Below are 12,436 nucleotides of genomic sequence, written 5' to 3' on the forward strand. Positions count from 1 at the left end.
ACCCGCAAACTAGACTTTCGGGGGTCGAAACGGAAATTCGTCAATGTCGCGGCGGGCAGGCTTTGCGGCCGGTGTCGGGGGCGATTGCGGGTATGCGTATTAAGCATTTGAGAAGAAGGACTTTCCGCCGTCACATGAACGTCTATAAGGCTCGCTAGAGCGGTGTCGTGCTGCGGCGCCGCAAGTGTCGATTTGCGGGTCGAACTGGCGTAGAACGGTTCGTCTAGCCCGGGGAGAATTGAATGCGTATTGCGATGATCGGCTCTGGCTATGTCGGGCTCGTGTCCGGCGCCTGCTTCGCCGATTTCGGCCATGACGTTCATTGCGTCGACAAGGCGGCCGACAAGATCGAGGCCCTGAACGCCGGACGTATTCCGATATATGAGCCGGGGCTTGAAGAACTCGTCGAGCGCAATGCGAAGGCCGGCCGCCTCGTGTTCTCGACCGACATTCCGCGCGCCGTTGCGGAAGCCGATGTTGTGTTCATCGCCGTCGGTACGCCCTCGCGCCGTGGCGACGGCCATGCCGATCTGTCTTATGTCTATAGCGCGGCGCGTGAGATTGCGGCCTCGGTCACCGGCTTCACCGTCGTCGTCACCAAATCCACGGTTCCGGTAGGGACGGGCGATGAAGTCGATCGCATCATCGCCGAGACCAATCCGAAGGCCGACGTCACCGTCGTCTCCAATCCGGAATTTTTGCGCGAAGGTGCGGCGATCGACGATTTCAAACGGCCCGACCGTATCGTCGTCGGCATTGAAAACGAACGCGCCCGCCCGGTGATGGAGGAAGTCTACCGGCCGCTTTACCTCAACAAGGCGCCGCTGATCTTCACCGACCGCCGCACCTCCGAACTCATCAAATACGCCGCCAACGCTTTCCTCGCGATGAAGATCACCTTCATCAACGAGATCGCCGATCTCTGCGAACAGGTCGGCGCGAATGTGCAGGAAGTTGCCGGCGGCATCGGCCTCGACAACCGCATCGGCGGGAAATTCCTGCATGCCGGTCCAGGCTATGGCGGCTCGTGCTTCCCGAAGGATACGCTTGCGCTCGTCAAGACGGCGCAGGATGCCGGCGCGCCGATTCGCCTCATCGAGACGACGGTCGCCGTCAACGATCAGCGCAAGCGCCTGATGGCGCGCAAGGTCGTTGCCGCCTGCGGCGGTGAGGTCCGCGGCAAGACGGTCGCCATTCTCGGCCTGACTTTCAAACCCAATACCGACGATATGCGCGATGCGCCTTCGCTCGCCATCGTTCAGGCGCTGGTTGATCTCGGTGCCAAGGTCAAGGCTTACGATCCCGAAGGCATGGAACATGCGAAGGGCATGCTGCCGCCGGGCGTTACTTTTGCCGATGGTCCGTACACCGCGGCGGAAGGCGCCGATGCGCTCGCCATCGTCACGGAGTGGAACCAGTTCCGCGCCCTCGATTTCCGCCGCCTGAAAGAGATCATGAAAGCGCCGGTCCTTATCGACTTCCGCAACATCTACAAGCGCGAGGAAGTCGCGCGCCATGGCTTCACCTATGCCGGTGTCGGCCGCCCCAAGGACGGGCGCGCCGGAGATATGCAAGCCGCCGCCGAATGAAAGTCCTCATCACCGGCACGGCCGGCTTTATCGGGTTCCACCTCGCGCGGCGCCTGCTCGATAGCGGCCATTTCGTCACGGGCTTCGACGGGATGACGCCCTATTACGATGTCGCGCTCAAAGAGGCGCGGCATGCGCTCCTGAAACGCTCCAATGGATTTTCGGAGCATGTCGGTCAGCTCGAGGATATGGATGCGCTGCAGCGCGCGGCGGACGCCGCCGAGCCGGATGTCATCATCCATCTGGCCGGGCAGGCGGGCGTGCGCTATTCGATCGACTATCCGCGCACCTACACCGACTCAAATCTCGTCGGCTCGTTCAACGTGCTCGAACTCGCGCGGGCGCTTCAGCCGAAACATCTTCTTCTGGCTTCGACGAGCTCGGTCTACGGCGCCAATGAGGAGATGCCGTTCGCCGAAAGCCATCAGGCCGATCATCCGCTGACCTTTTATGCGGCGACGAAGAAGGCGATGGAGACGATGGCGCATTCCTATGCGCATCTCTTCTCGGTGCCGACGACCTGTTTTCGCTTCTTCACCGTTTACGGCCCGTGGGGCCGGCCGGATATGGCGCTGTTCAAATTCGTCGATGCGATCCTCAAGGACCGCGCAATCGATGTTTACGGGGAAGGGCGCATGAAGCGCGACTTCACCTATGTCGAAGATCTGGTCGACGGCATTACCGCTCTGATCGAGAAGGTGCCGGAGACCGGCAATCCCGTTGCAGTGGACGGGACGACGGACACGCTGTCGCCCATCGCGCCCTGGCGCGTCGTCAATATCGGCGGCGGCGATCCGGTGGGCCTGATGGAGTTCATCGGCGCCATCGAAAAGAAGCTCGGACGGTCGGCCAAGAAGAACATGCTGCCGATGCAGCCGGGCGACGTGCCCGCGACCTTTGCCGATCTGACTTTGATGAAAGCGCTGACAGGCTATCAGCCGAAAGTGAAAGTGGAGGAGGGCGTTTCCGCCTTCGTCGACTGGTATCTCGACTACACGAAAAAGGTTTAGGTCCAGCTTTTTCGATGCGGCCGGGGCCGGGGAAAGGGCCGATGCGAGCGCTTGTATCGTCGGGACCCGGCGGGGGCGACGTGCCGCTGTCTTTAATCCCTAAGGGGTGCACCCGATTTCTTGACTTGTCGCCTTCAGCGCACCTATATCGCCGCAGATTGGCGGGGTAGCTCAGCTGGTTAGAGCACGGGAATCATAATCCTGGGGTCGGGGGTTCGAGTCCCTCCTCCGCTACCACCTTTCCCCCCGACGATGGGGCGGTGGATTTCAAGCAGCCGATTTAGCCGTCCGAAGATGGCGACCCGGACCGTGCCGACGGTGTCGCCGGGCGTGACGGTGACCGATTCCACAAGCTCCCGCAGGGCCTTGGCCCCTTCGCCGTCGCCCGCGCCGAGGCCCGCCGCCATGCATGCTTGCAGCCGGGCGATCATGAGTTCATAGCGGGCCAGCGAGGCGGGGTGCAGGGCCACGATGTTCGGCTCGGGCGGCGCCGCGGCCAGTTCGGCCCGGGCGGCTTCCTGCTCGATCGCGACGGCCTTGGACCGGGCCAGAAGCTCCGGCACGGCCCCGTCCGCCGCCACCATGAGGTCGATGAGCCGGGACTGTTCCCGGGAAAGCTCGGCAATGCGGCCTTCGATCCGGGCGCGATTCTTAACACGGCCCGCGGCCAGGCGGGTCCGCTCCTCCTGATAGGACCGGACGAAGGCGGCGATAACCTTGGGGTGGAGGAGTTCGGCCTGAAGGGCGCCGACAACGGCCGCTTCGATGCGCGGCAGATAGAACATCGAGCCCGGGCAGGTTCCGGCCTCTTTCGCGGCCGAACATTCGACGCGGACCTGTCCCGTCTGATCCTTGCCTTTGGAGGCCAGCCCCGCGCCGCACCGGCAGCGCAGGAGGCCCGAAAGCAGGTGCCTAGGCGTCCTGGCATGCGAGGCGTGCACCGAGCCTCTGGCGCGCTTCCTGGCCGCGGCGGCGGCGAAGATATCGGGTGTGACGACCGCGAGGGCCGGGGCCTCGGCGTGCATCCACTCCGCCGGCGGATTGGGGCGCGAGACGCGCTTGCCGGTCGCGGGATTGCGGATCATGGACACTTTGTTCCAGACGCGGCGCCCGGCGAAGAGTTCGTTCTGCAGAAGCCCGTTGCCGCGTTTGGCGTTGCCGTTGATGGTTGAGCTGTTCCAGCGCGCGCCGCGGGGCGGGGCGATGCGGTCGCGGTTGAGGCGCGCCGCGATCTCGCGCGGTGTCGAGCCCGCCAGATATTCGGCGAAGATGCGCCGCACGATCGCGGCCTCGGCCTCGACGATCTCAAGCTCGCCCGGCGCGCCTGGCACCGGCCGGTATCCGTAGAGCCGCCCGCCGGCGGAACGCCCGCCGCGCACGACGCCCATCATGCCGCGCCGCACTTTCTTTGCGCCTTCCTCGCGCTGCATCTGCCCGACAAGGCCGAACAGCCCGATCATGGCGGAATCCATGGTGCCGGAATTGACGGCGCGGATCTCGATGCCGCGGAAGAGTAGCCGTTTGTGAAGGCCCGCGAGGTCTTCCATATCGCGCGACAGGCGGTCGGCATGTTCGACGAGCACGATCTCGAACGGCAGAGGCTCGGCGGCGCTTTCCGCGATAAGCGACAGAAGCCCGTCGCGGCCGATGATGGACGCGCCCGAGCGGGCGGCGTCGGAATAGCATGCGGTCACGGCCAGGCCCTCTCGCGCCGCGTAATCGCGGCACAGGGCTATCTGATCGTCAACCGAGCGTTCGTTCTGAAGGTCGGTCGAGAACCGGGCGTATATCGCGCAGCGGCGGCTCATAGAAGGCTTTCTCCCCCGTCTCGGCCTCGTGGTCCTCGCGCGCGGCCTGCCGCCCCAGAAAGCGCGCCAAGGCTAGGATGGCCGGGTCGGGACTCTCTGGCAAGAGTCGGGGCGGGCGGGTCTTCATCAGAAGTCCAATCCCTTGACCGCCTCGGCCGGCACGTCTAAGAAGCCGAGCTGGCCACGAAAGGGCGTGAAGGGCAGGGGTCTCGGATCTCGGCAGAGGAAGCCGTAAGGCCCGACGAACCATGGCGACGGGCAGTGCGTCACGCAGTCGAATATCTCGATCGAGCCGATGATGCCGCCGCGGTCGAGCAATTGCGGGAAGTCGAAGTGATCTCCTGTCTCGGCGCATTCCTCGCGCAGCCGCGCAATGGCCGCGGCGCCGAGCTGCCGCACGCTTTCGATTTCGATTTCGTCGGGCTCGGCCTTCGCCGCATGGAGAAGAACGCGGCCGCGAAATTCGGTGCGCCATGTCCGGTTCTCGACCGGCTTGCCGAGATAGAGAAGGCCGCACGCCCAAGGCTGGCGTACCGATAGCGCCTTCAGCATGCGTCCCGGCTGCTCTGCCGGCGTCGGGCCGAAGAGATCAGGCATCAGGTCACCATCGCGCGGATGAGGAAGGAGATGCCGACGATCAAAGCGGCGGGAAACTGCAGCACGGCGCCGAGGATCGCGCCGATGGCCGCGAGGCAAAAAAACACGATGGTGCATGCGAAGATGACGGTGAGTTTTCCGAGCAGATCGCATGCGCGGAAGTTCGACTTAAACTCCGTCCATTCCTGGCCGGCCGTCTTCTCCTTCGAGCGAAGCGCTGCGATATGCGCCTTCGGATTTCCAGCGAGTTCAGGAAATAAAGGAGGCGTGCCGCGCGGCTGATTGTCTTGATGAAGCGCCATTTTTTTGGTTACCGCCTTGTTCCGCGCACGCGGCGCTTATCGAAGGGAATGAGGCTCGTGACCGTATCCGGCCCAATGCCGAAGCGAGCTGCGATAGTCGAAACAGATATTTCCGGGTGGTCGACATAGAGCCGCGTCAGCCGCGCGAGCTGCTGCGCGGAGAGATGCTTGTCGGCGCGCGGATTTCTTCGCTCGACCTGCTTGTGCGACGTGCCGGGTTCGGTGCGGCGGCTCATGTGCTGGCCTCCGGCATAGCGTTGTGCTCGTGGCCGAACAGAACGCGGCCCGCGGCCTGCTTGCCGTAGCGCGACATGGGCGACCATCGGGGCTGTTTGACGCCGATATCGGGCAGAGAGAACGGCTTTTTCTCATCGAGCGTGCCGTCGACCGCGATGGCAAAGCTCGGCAGCACGTCCGCCGTCTGGCCGTCTTCGTCAAAACGCGTCGGCGCGTATTCGCCCCATTGCTTGAAGAAGAACGGGACGAGCGCGCCACTGCACTGATCGCGCAGCGAGCGGAACCAGGCCGGATGCGAGGGGCGGGCGTTGCGTCCGCTTTCGCCGCCGGTCACGACCCATCCGAGGCGATCTATCCACCGATCGAGGAAGAGCGGGCCGAGCAGCGGCTCGGCAGAGATCCAGTGCAGCGCCGCCGGCGTTGCAAGCAGATCGTCCATGCGGTGCATGGCCCATTCCTGATCCTCGACGCTCGTGCCCATCCAGACATTCGGCAGCGGCCATTCCAGCCGGTTCGGCGCGCAGCCCATCGTCTGGAAGGCGCGGCGGAGGCCCCATATCCGCGCGCCTTCTTCCTCGCACCAGGCGCGCATGCGGTCGGGCCGCTTTGTCAGGACGAAGAAGACGTGATGCGGCGACAGCGCCATCACGGCGAAGATCTGATCGATAAAGGTGTCGGGCACGAACTCGGCGAAAAGGTCCGTCATCGAGCAGACGAAGACGCCGCGGGATGCATTCCATTCGAGCGGCTTGAGCAGCGCGGCCCTGTCCAGCACGAGCTTCACATCGCCGTTGGCCATGTGGCCCGGCTTGAAGGGAAGGCCGGTGCCGCGCTCGGGCAGACGCCGCATGTTAAAATTTTCGGCGTAGCAGTTGGCACAGGCCGGGCTCTTCTTCTCGCAATGATAGCCGAGCTTGCCCGTGCGCGTCTGCGCGAGGATCGGGTTCCACGATGCGCTCTTGCCGGTCTTTGGATGGCGCGCCCATTCGATCTTGGTGTTAACGGACATCGGCGCGCACTCCCTGCGGAAAATCGAAAGGCGCGGCGAGATCGAAGCCGTAGAGGCTGTCGTGCGTGTAGCCGGTCCAGCGCGCGAGGAAGGCAAAGAAGCGGGTGCGATTAAGCATCGTCTCGCGTCTCCCGCATCAGCTTCAGGACGTATTCTGCGAGCCCGGTCTCTGTAGAGCTTCGGATCAGCGTCCAATACAATTCGAGCTTGATCAGTTTGTCGTCCATCACGATGCCTACGGTGAAAGTCTCCTGCGTCCGCGCAACGTGAAGCTTTTCGGCGAAGCGCGGTTCGATCTGTTCGCCGCGCTCAAACGCCTTCAAGGTAGCGGCGATCTTCTCGGCCTGGCGTCTCAGCTCGCGGAGCGGTGAATCTTTGGTGGTCATGTGCCCACCTTCGTGCCGTCTTCCCACATGAACTCGCCGTCATCGCCGATCGGGAAATGCTTGCCGCATCCCACGCAGAACGTGCCGCTATAGAAGAACGGATCGCGCGCATATGTTTCGGCGATCTCGTTGGACATCTTCGTCGCCGCGCCGCATCCGTTCTTGCCGAGCCTGATGATGACCGGCCCATCCATCACCGGATCTACACCCGTGTGGACATAGCTCCGGCGCACAGGCCGAACGAAGCCGCGCGAGCGTTCCTCCGAAGATAAGACAACGTATGCCTTTTGCTGCCCGCTCGGCTGCAACTCGCGATGATCGGGTGTAATCGGAGAGCCGTCCGTCAGCGTCCGCTGTGTCCGGTCCACGGGGGGAACCGCACCGACCGCGCGAGCTAAACGATCAATAATGCCGCGTATGCTCATTCTTGCCTCAAAAGGAAGTGCGCGGCGGGTTTTCGACCGCCGCGCCGGGTTTCAGCGCGTGCCGGTACGCTTCAGAGGAACGACGACATCCTCCGGCACGAGATCGGTGACGAGTTCGACGATGCGGCGGCGGACGGCCGGGCTCTGGATGCGCAGGAAATTGCGCGCCAGGCGCAGACCCTGATCGGAGGCGAGGAATTCGGAAATCCCGTCGCTGTCCTTGCCGACCGTCGCCGGCGCGATGGCCTCGCCGTTCGCGTCTTCGAAGAAATACGAGACGGGCACGCCGAGGACTTCCGACATCTGCTGCAGGCGCGATGCGCCGACGCGGTTTGCGCCCTTCTCGTATTTCTGGATCTGCTGGAAGGTGATGCCGAGCGCCGTGCCGAGCTTCTCCTGGCTCATGCCGATGAGAAGGCGGCGCATGCGGACGCGGGCGCCCACATGCTTGTCGATCGGGTTCGGCAGTTTGACCGTAGACGGGACAGCCGTTGAGGCTTTGAGTGCTTGTGTTGCCATGACGCGATTACTCCTGATGTGCCCGGTTCTGATTGGCCTCCGGCGCGAGCCGGAGGATGCTCGCGCGGCCGGGTCTGCGCGCGATATCTTGTGTGGCGGGTGCGGGCTTCCTCACGGCATCGCGCGTCTTGATGCGCGTATGCACGAAGGTGCGCGGCATGATCTGGCGGAGATCAGGCATTGTCGCTCCGGTGTTCGGCGATGGATTGCTCGACGGCGGTGCGCGCTTTATCGGGCGTGCGCTCTTCGCCGCGTTTAGCGGGGCGGACGCTGCCGGGCGGCGTCATGCTCCACGCATAGAGCCCGCCATCGTCACGGGCGCAGACGCCGCCGTAATAGCCGTCCATTGTGCGCAGCGTTGCGCCGTCGCTGTTCCAGAGGAACGAGCCGTGAAGATAGACCACGCGGCCGGCAGCGATGCGTTGCTGCGTGGTTTCGGAGAGCGCGCTCATCGCCGCGCGTCCTTCAGAGGAAGCCTTGCGGCGCGGACGGTGGGGCGACCCGGCATGACGAGCACATGGCCCTTCACGGTCCAGCGATCCTGAAGGTTCACGACGACATCGCCGTCGCGCAGAAAACTCATGTCGAGCGGCTGAAGCCCGCCGCGGACGCGCACGGCCCGGCGCTGGCCGGTGACGGCGTTTTCGGAATAGGCCCATACGCCGCTGACCCGAATGAGCGACCATGCGGTCCAAGAGCCAAAGAGGCGGGCGCAGCGCGCCCGCCAGTTGTCGAAGCGGTCGAGGAAACCGAGCGGGCTCACGGGCGTGCGTCCGCCATATCGGGCAGAATGTTGAGGCCCGCGCTGAAGCGTTCGGCGCGGGCGACAGCTGCGCGATGGCGGAAGATCGCCTGCTCGACGGACTTCTGCGCAGCTTCCAGCGTGCGGAGGCTGCGCCCGCCGACACGCTCGACGCTAATCTTGCCTTTGCCGTCAGCCGTGCTTTCCGAGACCCGGACCCACAGTTCGGCCTCCCACACATTCTGCTCGATGTGGAAGACGATGGAGGCGAGATAGCCGTCGCGGGTTTCGAGCAGGGTGCCGTTCTTTCCCTCCCACGCGAATTCGCTTTCGCCGCGCAGATGCTGCCCGATGGTGCGGAGATCGCCGAGTTCCGCGTTTATCCATCCATTGAGGCGCGCAAAGATGCCTTTGCGCTTGGCGATAGCGGTGACGCTGTTGCGCGCCGTGTCGGGCTGGATCGCTGGTTCAGCACGTCGCTCCGGCGGTTGCCATAGTCTCGTCGGGGGCACGCGATCATTAGCGGGCGGGTTGTCGGTAATGACCTCGCTCTGTCTGCCGATCTCGGCGAGTTCGCGCGCGATGTCGTCTTCGAGCGGTTCGGCAGAGGGAAGCGCCGCGGGGGCTTCGATTTGGGTGGGGGCCTCGGCCCCCGCGGCAGGCGCCGCCGCGCTAACGGTCGCGACGGTGGGAGGAGGGGCATAGATCGCCGCCCGGGTTTTGCGGAATTCGGCGAGCGCGAGATCCGCGGCGTGTGTCGTGTCGCCGAGCGGATCGAGTGTGGCTGCCGAGAAATCGCGCTGCAGCGTGGCTGCACATGCCGCCTTCGCCGCGGCGATCATCGTTTCGGCCAGGCGCTCCACATCGTCGGCATGGTCGCGCAGCTCGGCATTCTCTTTCGCGACGGCGAGAAGCATCGTCCGCTGTTCGCCGGCGGCGCGCTCGATCTCCTTCTGGCGGCGGTCGAGGCCGCTGCGCTGCGCTTCAAGCGAGCCCGTCAGCCGGTCGGTGATGATGTCGAACTGGCCGAGCAGATCGGCAAAGGCTGCCGGTGTCCTGCGCGTAGCCTTCTTCGGCAGCGCCGCTGTCTTCTTGGGCGAGCGCGCGGCGGCTTTGGCGGCTGCGCGCGCGGGTTTCTCAGCGGACTTCCTCATTAGTCAGCTCCTTGCCGGGCATTTGGGGAGATAGGTGCGGAATTGCACATACAGTTCGGACGCCACGTCTTCGATGCCGCGAAGGCGATAGGTTTTGCGGATGCCGTCGAGCGCGACGACTTCTTCAGGCCAAGCGCCGCGGGCGAGCCTGTCGCCGTTGAAATCGCGCAGCGCCGTGCGCATTGCGAGTCGCTGGATGTCATTGATCTTGGTGCTGTCGGACCAGCGGTAATCCGGGTTCATGCCGGCAGCCGCGCGGATGACGCCATGCACCTTCCGCCGCAGACCCATTTCGTGAGTGCTCGAACCGAAGCGAGCGAGCCCGCCTGTCGCCCAACATGGCGTGGCGTAGAGAAGCCATTCGGCGCGCAGCTCGACAGGGCATGCATCGAGCCCGATCAGATAATGCTGCGCGAGTGACACGGGCAGATCGGTCGCGCCCTGATAGAGGAAGATGCGCGCAAGCGTTCCGGCGATCTCGCGGAAGCAGATGTCTTCCGGCTTCAGCGCCGTGACATCGAGCGCGCGCCCGTTCAGCGTCGGGAAGATGTTGCCGTTCATGGCGCATCCCCGAAGTTCAGAGAAATGCGCGGCGCGGGTTTGCGGCCGTCCGTGAGGCGCGTTCGCGGATCTATCGAGATCAGCTTTGCGAGGCGTAATTTCTCGATTGCAGCTTCGGTCGCTTCTTTCGACGCGCGCGCGCCGATGGCAACGGCGGACGGAAAGATGATTGCTTCGCCGTTCGTATCCGTCCGCGCGACAATGGCGAGAAAGACGCGGTTCTCGACCTCGGACAGACCGGCTTTGCGGGCGCGAAGGATGAGGCTCATCAGGCGCGCGCCTCGATCTTGGCGAGGATGATCGTCCAGTCGTCGGTACTGACGATCTCGGTGCCGGTCAGACAGCCATCCTCATCCGTCTCATAGAGCGAATAGCGCGGCACTTCGGGATGATCGCGACTGGCGGGGTCCGCATAATCGCAATAGAGGGTGAGGCGCGCCGCCGCGTTGTGAAAGGACGGGCACGTATCGTTGCGCCAGCTTTCGTCGGTGAAGCCCGGGGGAAGCTCCGGCAGATCGGCTTCCGGAAAATCCGGAAACTCGGTGCGGAAGGCGCGCTGCGCAGTGACGGCGGCGATCATTGCAGCCGCCCGTCATTGACGAGGGCATAGCGGGTTTCGACCAATTTTGGCGAAATCACCCTGACGCTTTTGCGCTGAATGCGGCCCTCTTCCAGAAGGCGCACGACAGATGCGGCGCGAACCGCGTTGGTGCCGATGACGAAGCGGTCTTTCAAGTTGCCGCGATAGGAAAACTTGAAGAGTTCCGTGCCGCCGCGCATGCGGCGCAGGATTCCGCTCTGCTGATTGGTGAGAGGCGATTTGCGGAGGGCGCTCACTGCAGCGCCTCGCGGGCCTGATGCTCGCCGAAAAGCTCGATGGCACGCAGCGGTTCACCGTTCTGGACGAGATCGAGAAACTGGCGGAGCGGAGGGGGACCGGCTAAGGCCGCATCCCATTCGGCGAAGATCTCTCTGGTGCGCGCGGCGGCGGCATCCAGTTCGGCCCGGTCGGCAGGAAGAAGGTTGCGCTGGCCCATGAGTACCCCCGCTTGATTCGCGAGAGAACTTTAGCCAAACTAAAATTACCTTCCAGTAAAATTTGAGTTTGGCTCAAACTCTGTGGATAGCTGGCCTTAAATCCAGCGTCAGTTCAGGAAGGTTTTGGCGATTTTTAGGAGCTGATCCCGCTTTTCCTCGGGAAGGTCGCGGGCGAGCCTTATCAGCTCGTCTTCGGTCTGGTTGGGGCCTCGGGAAATGAGGTCTCCGTTCGAGCAGCCATAGAGCTTGGCAAGCTTGGTTAAAGTCTTGGTAGTATAGTCGATTTCGCCCCGCTCAAGCAGCGAATAGTTGCTTCCACTCATGTCAATTTTTTCGGCCACATAGTCCTGTGTCCAGCCCCGGGATTTCCGCCAGGCTTTGAAGAAAAGCGGCGCGCGCGTCGGTGTCTTTGCCATAGGCAAAGGATGCGCGAGGGGTGCATGTGGAAGGAACACGATGAAACTAGAATTTGAGTTTGACTAAAATTGAGTCTCACTCAAATCCTGTCGTTATGCAACAGAGTGATTCGCACCCGATCGACCGCTGGATCAGCCTCGATCCCGCCCAGAGGTCGCGCAGCAAGCTATCCGCCTTGGCCGGCTGCACCCCGGGTCGAATTACCCAGATCTGTGACGATGGCGAGTTTCCCTCCCGCAATCTGGCCATTCGGCTTCACGAAATCACTGGGATTCCCTTCGTCACGCTGATGGGCGTGGTTCCGCAGGATCAGAGTGCGCGCGCCGGAGGCCATGCCTGATGGGGCGCTTCCTCAGCTATTTCCAGTTGTCGGATCAGTCTCCGAAGCCCGCCGCGCGGCAGGACCAGGCGCGACACAATGACTCGCGCCCGGGTGCCTTCGTCGGTCCCGTCGACCAGCATGCGCTCGACCGTGAAGTTCAAGCGAACGCACCCGTCATCAGTCTCAACGCCGCCGAGCCCGGTCACGAAGGTGTCCTCAATCGGGACAGGCTCCGTGAGGGGCAGGGCTTCCGCGCGCGCCGCGCTGCCCATTTCGTACGTCCCCCCTGCGGACGAGCCTTCCGCCCGCGTACAGACTCT

The 12,436-nt window shown here is 63.7% G+C and carries 22 protein-coding genes, 1 tRNA gene and 2 pseudogenes; 4 read left to right on the top strand and 21 right to left on the bottom strand.

Annotation, left to right across the window (positions count from 1 at the left end; genetic code table 11):
* Window positions 1-242: 242 nt before the first annotated feature.
* The 3 genes from IZ6_RS03675 (at window position 243) to IZ6_RS03685 (ending at window position 2,836) form a co-directional block, all read left to right on the top strand.
* Window positions 243-1,589, top strand: coding sequence for a UDP-glucose dehydrogenase family protein (locus tag IZ6_RS03675; protein ID WP_222876660.1), 1,347 nt, complete (start codon window positions 243-245; stop codon window positions 1,587-1,589).
* Entirely contained in the window at window positions 1,586-2,599 is a 1,014-nt protein-coding gene (locus IZ6_RS03680; protein ID WP_222876661.1) for an NAD-dependent epimerase, read from the top strand. Before IZ6_RS03675 ends, IZ6_RS03680 begins: the two co-directional genes overlap by 4 nt.
* A gap of 160 nt (window positions 2,600-2,759) precedes the next feature.
* Window positions 2,760-2,836: transfer RNA gene (locus IZ6_RS03685), tRNA-Met, on the top strand.
* A 563-nt stretch (window positions 2,837-3,399) separates the two neighbouring features.
* Here the strand turns inward: IZ6_RS03685 and IZ6_RS16060 are convergent.
* Window positions 3,400-3,870: pseudogene (locus IZ6_RS16060) on the bottom strand (recombinase family protein); the annotation flags it as partial.
* Here IZ6_RS16060 and IZ6_RS16065 point away from each other — a divergent pair.
* Window positions 3,803-3,946, top strand: a complete 144-nt coding sequence (locus tag IZ6_RS16065) for a hypothetical protein (RefSeq protein ID WP_338054678.1) — start codon at window positions 3,803-3,805, stop codon at window positions 3,944-3,946. The pseudogene IZ6_RS16060 and the gene IZ6_RS16065 overlap by 68 nt on opposite strands.
* 86 nt (window positions 3,947-4,032) lie before the next feature.
* Here IZ6_RS16065 and IZ6_RS16070 read toward each other — a convergent pair.
* From IZ6_RS16070 to IZ6_RS03780, 20 genes and pseudogenes are all read right to left on the bottom strand, one after another.
* Window positions 4,033-4,407 (bottom strand): annotated as a pseudogene (locus IZ6_RS16070) (recombinase family protein); the annotation flags it as partial.
* A gap of 126 nt (window positions 4,408-4,533) precedes the next feature.
* Complete coding sequence (locus IZ6_RS03695) at window positions 4,534-5,004, bottom strand: ASCH domain-containing protein (RefSeq protein WP_225873991.1); 471 nt, start codon at window positions 5,002-5,004, stop codon at window positions 4,534-4,536.
* Window positions 5,004-5,306 (bottom strand): hypothetical protein, encoded by a 303-nt coding sequence (locus IZ6_RS03700; RefSeq protein WP_222876662.1) that lies wholly within the window; start codon window positions 5,304-5,306, stop codon window positions 5,004-5,006. Before IZ6_RS03700 ends, IZ6_RS03695 begins: the two co-directional genes overlap by 1 nt.
* A gap of 8 nt (window positions 5,307-5,314) precedes the next feature.
* On the bottom strand, window positions 5,315-5,542 hold the full coding sequence (locus IZ6_RS03705) for a hypothetical protein (protein WP_222876663.1): 228 nt from the start codon (window positions 5,540-5,542) through the stop codon (window positions 5,315-5,317).
* A complete protein-coding gene (locus IZ6_RS03710; protein ID WP_222876664.1) occupies window positions 5,539-6,552 on the bottom strand; it encodes a DUF5131 family protein in 1,014 nt (337 codons plus the stop codon). The genes IZ6_RS03705 and IZ6_RS03710 overlap by 4 nt, the downstream gene beginning before the upstream one ends.
* A complete protein-coding gene (locus tag IZ6_RS16015; protein ID WP_263971504.1) occupies window positions 6,542-6,670 on the bottom strand; it encodes a hypothetical protein in 129 nt (42 codons plus the stop codon). The genes IZ6_RS03710 and IZ6_RS16015 overlap by 11 nt, the downstream gene beginning before the upstream one ends.
* Entirely contained in the window at window positions 6,663-6,938 is a 276-nt protein-coding gene (locus IZ6_RS03715) for a hypothetical protein (RefSeq protein ID WP_222876665.1), read from the bottom strand. The genes IZ6_RS16015 and IZ6_RS03715 overlap by 8 nt, the downstream gene beginning before the upstream one ends.
* Window positions 6,935-7,306: a hypothetical protein gene (locus tag IZ6_RS03720; protein WP_222876666.1), complete on the bottom strand. Its 372-nt coding sequence runs from the start codon at window positions 7,304-7,306 to the stop codon at window positions 6,935-6,937. The genes IZ6_RS03715 and IZ6_RS03720 overlap by 4 nt, the downstream gene beginning before the upstream one ends.
* Before the next feature lie 108 nt (window positions 7,307-7,414).
* Window positions 7,415-7,882, bottom strand: a complete 468-nt coding sequence (locus tag IZ6_RS03725) for a helix-turn-helix domain-containing protein (RefSeq protein ID WP_222876667.1) — start codon at window positions 7,880-7,882, stop codon at window positions 7,415-7,417.
* A 7-nt stretch (window positions 7,883-7,889) separates the two neighbouring features.
* Window positions 7,890-8,063, bottom strand: coding sequence for a hypothetical protein (locus IZ6_RS03730; RefSeq protein ID WP_222876668.1), 174 nt, complete (start codon window positions 8,061-8,063; stop codon window positions 7,890-7,892).
* Complete coding sequence (locus IZ6_RS03735) at window positions 8,056-8,334, bottom strand: hypothetical protein (RefSeq protein WP_222876669.1); 279 nt, start codon at window positions 8,332-8,334, stop codon at window positions 8,056-8,058. The genes IZ6_RS03730 and IZ6_RS03735 overlap by 8 nt, the downstream gene beginning before the upstream one ends.
* Window positions 8,331-8,645, bottom strand: a complete 315-nt coding sequence (locus tag IZ6_RS03740; protein WP_222876670.1) for a hypothetical protein — start codon at window positions 8,643-8,645, stop codon at window positions 8,331-8,333. The genes IZ6_RS03735 and IZ6_RS03740 overlap by 4 nt, the downstream gene beginning before the upstream one ends.
* The gene (locus tag IZ6_RS03745; protein ID WP_222876671.1) at window positions 8,642-9,778 is read right to left on the bottom strand and encodes a hypothetical protein; all 1,137 of its coding nucleotides are present in this window, start codon (window positions 9,776-9,778) and stop codon (window positions 8,642-8,644) included. Before IZ6_RS03745 ends, IZ6_RS03740 begins: the two co-directional genes overlap by 4 nt.
* A 3-nt stretch (window positions 9,779-9,781) precedes the next feature.
* Window positions 9,782-10,339 carry a hypothetical protein gene (locus IZ6_RS03750; RefSeq protein ID WP_222876672.1) on the bottom strand — a complete coding sequence of 186 codons (558 nt, stop codon included), beginning with the start codon at window positions 10,337-10,339 and terminating at the stop codon, window positions 9,782-9,784.
* Complete coding sequence (locus IZ6_RS03755; protein WP_222876673.1) at window positions 10,336-10,608, bottom strand: hypothetical protein; 273 nt, start codon at window positions 10,606-10,608, stop codon at window positions 10,336-10,338. Before IZ6_RS03755 ends, IZ6_RS03750 begins: the two co-directional genes overlap by 4 nt.
* On the bottom strand, window positions 10,608-10,919 hold the full coding sequence (locus IZ6_RS03760) for a hypothetical protein (RefSeq protein ID WP_222876674.1): 312 nt from the start codon (window positions 10,917-10,919) through the stop codon (window positions 10,608-10,610). The genes IZ6_RS03755 and IZ6_RS03760 overlap by 1 nt, the downstream gene beginning before the upstream one ends.
* Window positions 10,916-11,176 carry a hypothetical protein gene (locus IZ6_RS03765; RefSeq protein WP_222876675.1) on the bottom strand — a complete coding sequence of 87 codons (261 nt, stop codon included), beginning with the start codon at window positions 11,174-11,176 and terminating at the stop codon, window positions 10,916-10,918. The genes IZ6_RS03760 and IZ6_RS03765 overlap by 4 nt, the downstream gene beginning before the upstream one ends.
* Window positions 11,173-11,376, bottom strand: a complete 204-nt coding sequence (locus tag IZ6_RS03770) for a hypothetical protein (protein WP_222876676.1) — start codon at window positions 11,374-11,376, stop codon at window positions 11,173-11,175. Before IZ6_RS03770 ends, IZ6_RS03765 begins: the two co-directional genes overlap by 4 nt.
* A 108-nt stretch (window positions 11,377-11,484) precedes the next feature.
* Window positions 11,485-11,793: a helix-turn-helix domain-containing protein gene (locus IZ6_RS03775; protein WP_222876677.1), complete on the bottom strand. Its 309-nt coding sequence runs from the start codon at window positions 11,791-11,793 to the stop codon at window positions 11,485-11,487.
* 310 nt (window positions 11,794-12,103) lie between these two features.
* Complete coding sequence (locus IZ6_RS03780; protein WP_222876678.1) at window positions 12,104-12,388, bottom strand: hypothetical protein; 285 nt, start codon at window positions 12,386-12,388, stop codon at window positions 12,104-12,106.
* Window positions 12,389-12,436 lie beyond the last annotated feature (48 nt).

It is taken from the genome of Terrihabitans soli (assembly GCF_014191545.1).
Lineage (GTDB): Bacteria > Pseudomonadota > Alphaproteobacteria > Rhizobiales > Methylopilaceae > Flaviflagellibacter > Flaviflagellibacter soli.

What these genes read in the sequence shown, in the direction of transcription:
- IZ6_RS16065 (WP_338054678.1), top strand. Translation starts at nt 3,803, where the DNA reads ATGCGGTCGCGGTTGAGGCGCGCCGCGATCTCGCGCGGTGTCGAGCCC.
- IZ6_RS03675 (WP_222876660.1), top strand. Translation starts at nt 243, where the DNA reads ATGCGTATTGCGATGATCGGCTCTGGCTATGTCGGGCTCGTGTCCGGC.
- IZ6_RS03760 (WP_222876674.1), bottom strand. Translation starts at nt 10,919, where the DNA reads ATGATCGCCGCCGTCACTGCGCAGCGCGCCTTCCGCACCGAGTTTCCG.
- IZ6_RS03695 (WP_225873991.1), bottom strand. Translation starts at nt 5,004, where the DNA reads ATGCCTGATCTCTTCGGCCCGACGCCGGCAGAGCAGCCGGGACGCATG.
- IZ6_RS03755 (WP_222876673.1), bottom strand. Translation starts at nt 10,608, where the DNA reads ATGAGCCTCATCCTTCGCGCCCGCAAAGCCGGTCTGTCCGAGGTCGAG.
- IZ6_RS03730 (WP_222876668.1), bottom strand. Translation starts at nt 8,063, where the DNA reads ATGCCTGATCTCCGCCAGATCATGCCGCGCACCTTCGTGCATACGCGC.
- IZ6_RS03750 (WP_222876672.1), bottom strand. Translation starts at nt 10,339, where the DNA reads ATGAACGGCAACATCTTCCCGACGCTGAACGGGCGCGCGCTCGATGTC.
- IZ6_RS03715 (WP_222876665.1), bottom strand. Translation starts at nt 6,938, where the DNA reads ATGACCACCAAAGATTCACCGCTCCGCGAGCTGAGACGCCAGGCCGAG.
- IZ6_RS03775 (WP_222876677.1), bottom strand. Translation starts at nt 11,793, where the DNA reads ATGGCAAAGACACCGACGCGCGCGCCGCTTTTCTTCAAAGCCTGGCGG.
- IZ6_RS03745 (WP_222876671.1), bottom strand. Translation starts at nt 9,778, where the DNA reads ATGAGGAAGTCCGCTGAGAAACCCGCGCGCGCAGCCGCCAAAGCCGCC.
- IZ6_RS03725 (WP_222876667.1), bottom strand. Translation starts at nt 7,882, where the DNA reads ATGGCAACACAAGCACTCAAAGCCTCAACGGCTGTCCCGTCTACGGTC.
- IZ6_RS03735 (WP_222876669.1), bottom strand. Translation starts at nt 8,334, where the DNA reads ATGAGCGCGCTCTCCGAAACCACGCAGCAACGCATCGCTGCCGGCCGC.
- IZ6_RS03705 (WP_222876663.1), bottom strand. Translation starts at nt 5,542, where the DNA reads ATGAGCCGCCGCACCGAACCCGGCACGTCGCACAAGCAGGTCGAGCGA.
- IZ6_RS03770 (WP_222876676.1), bottom strand. Translation starts at nt 11,376, where the DNA reads ATGGGCCAGCGCAACCTTCTTCCTGCCGACCGGGCCGAACTGGATGCC.
- IZ6_RS03780 (WP_222876678.1), bottom strand. Translation starts at nt 12,388, where the DNA reads ATGGGCAGCGCGGCGCGCGCGGAAGCCCTGCCCCTCACGGAGCCTGTC.
- IZ6_RS03700 (WP_222876662.1), bottom strand. Translation starts at nt 5,306, where the DNA reads ATGGCGCTTCATCAAGACAATCAGCCGCGCGGCACGCCTCCTTTATTT.
- IZ6_RS03710 (WP_222876664.1), bottom strand. Translation starts at nt 6,552, where the DNA reads ATGTCCGTTAACACCAAGATCGAATGGGCGCGCCATCCAAAGACCGGC.
- IZ6_RS16015 (WP_263971504.1), bottom strand. Translation starts at nt 6,670, where the DNA reads ATGCTTAATCGCACCCGCTTCTTTGCCTTCCTCGCGCGCTGGACCGGC.
- IZ6_RS03680 (WP_222876661.1), top strand. Translation starts at nt 1,586, where the DNA reads ATGAAAGTCCTCATCACCGGCACGGCCGGCTTTATCGGGTTCCACCTC.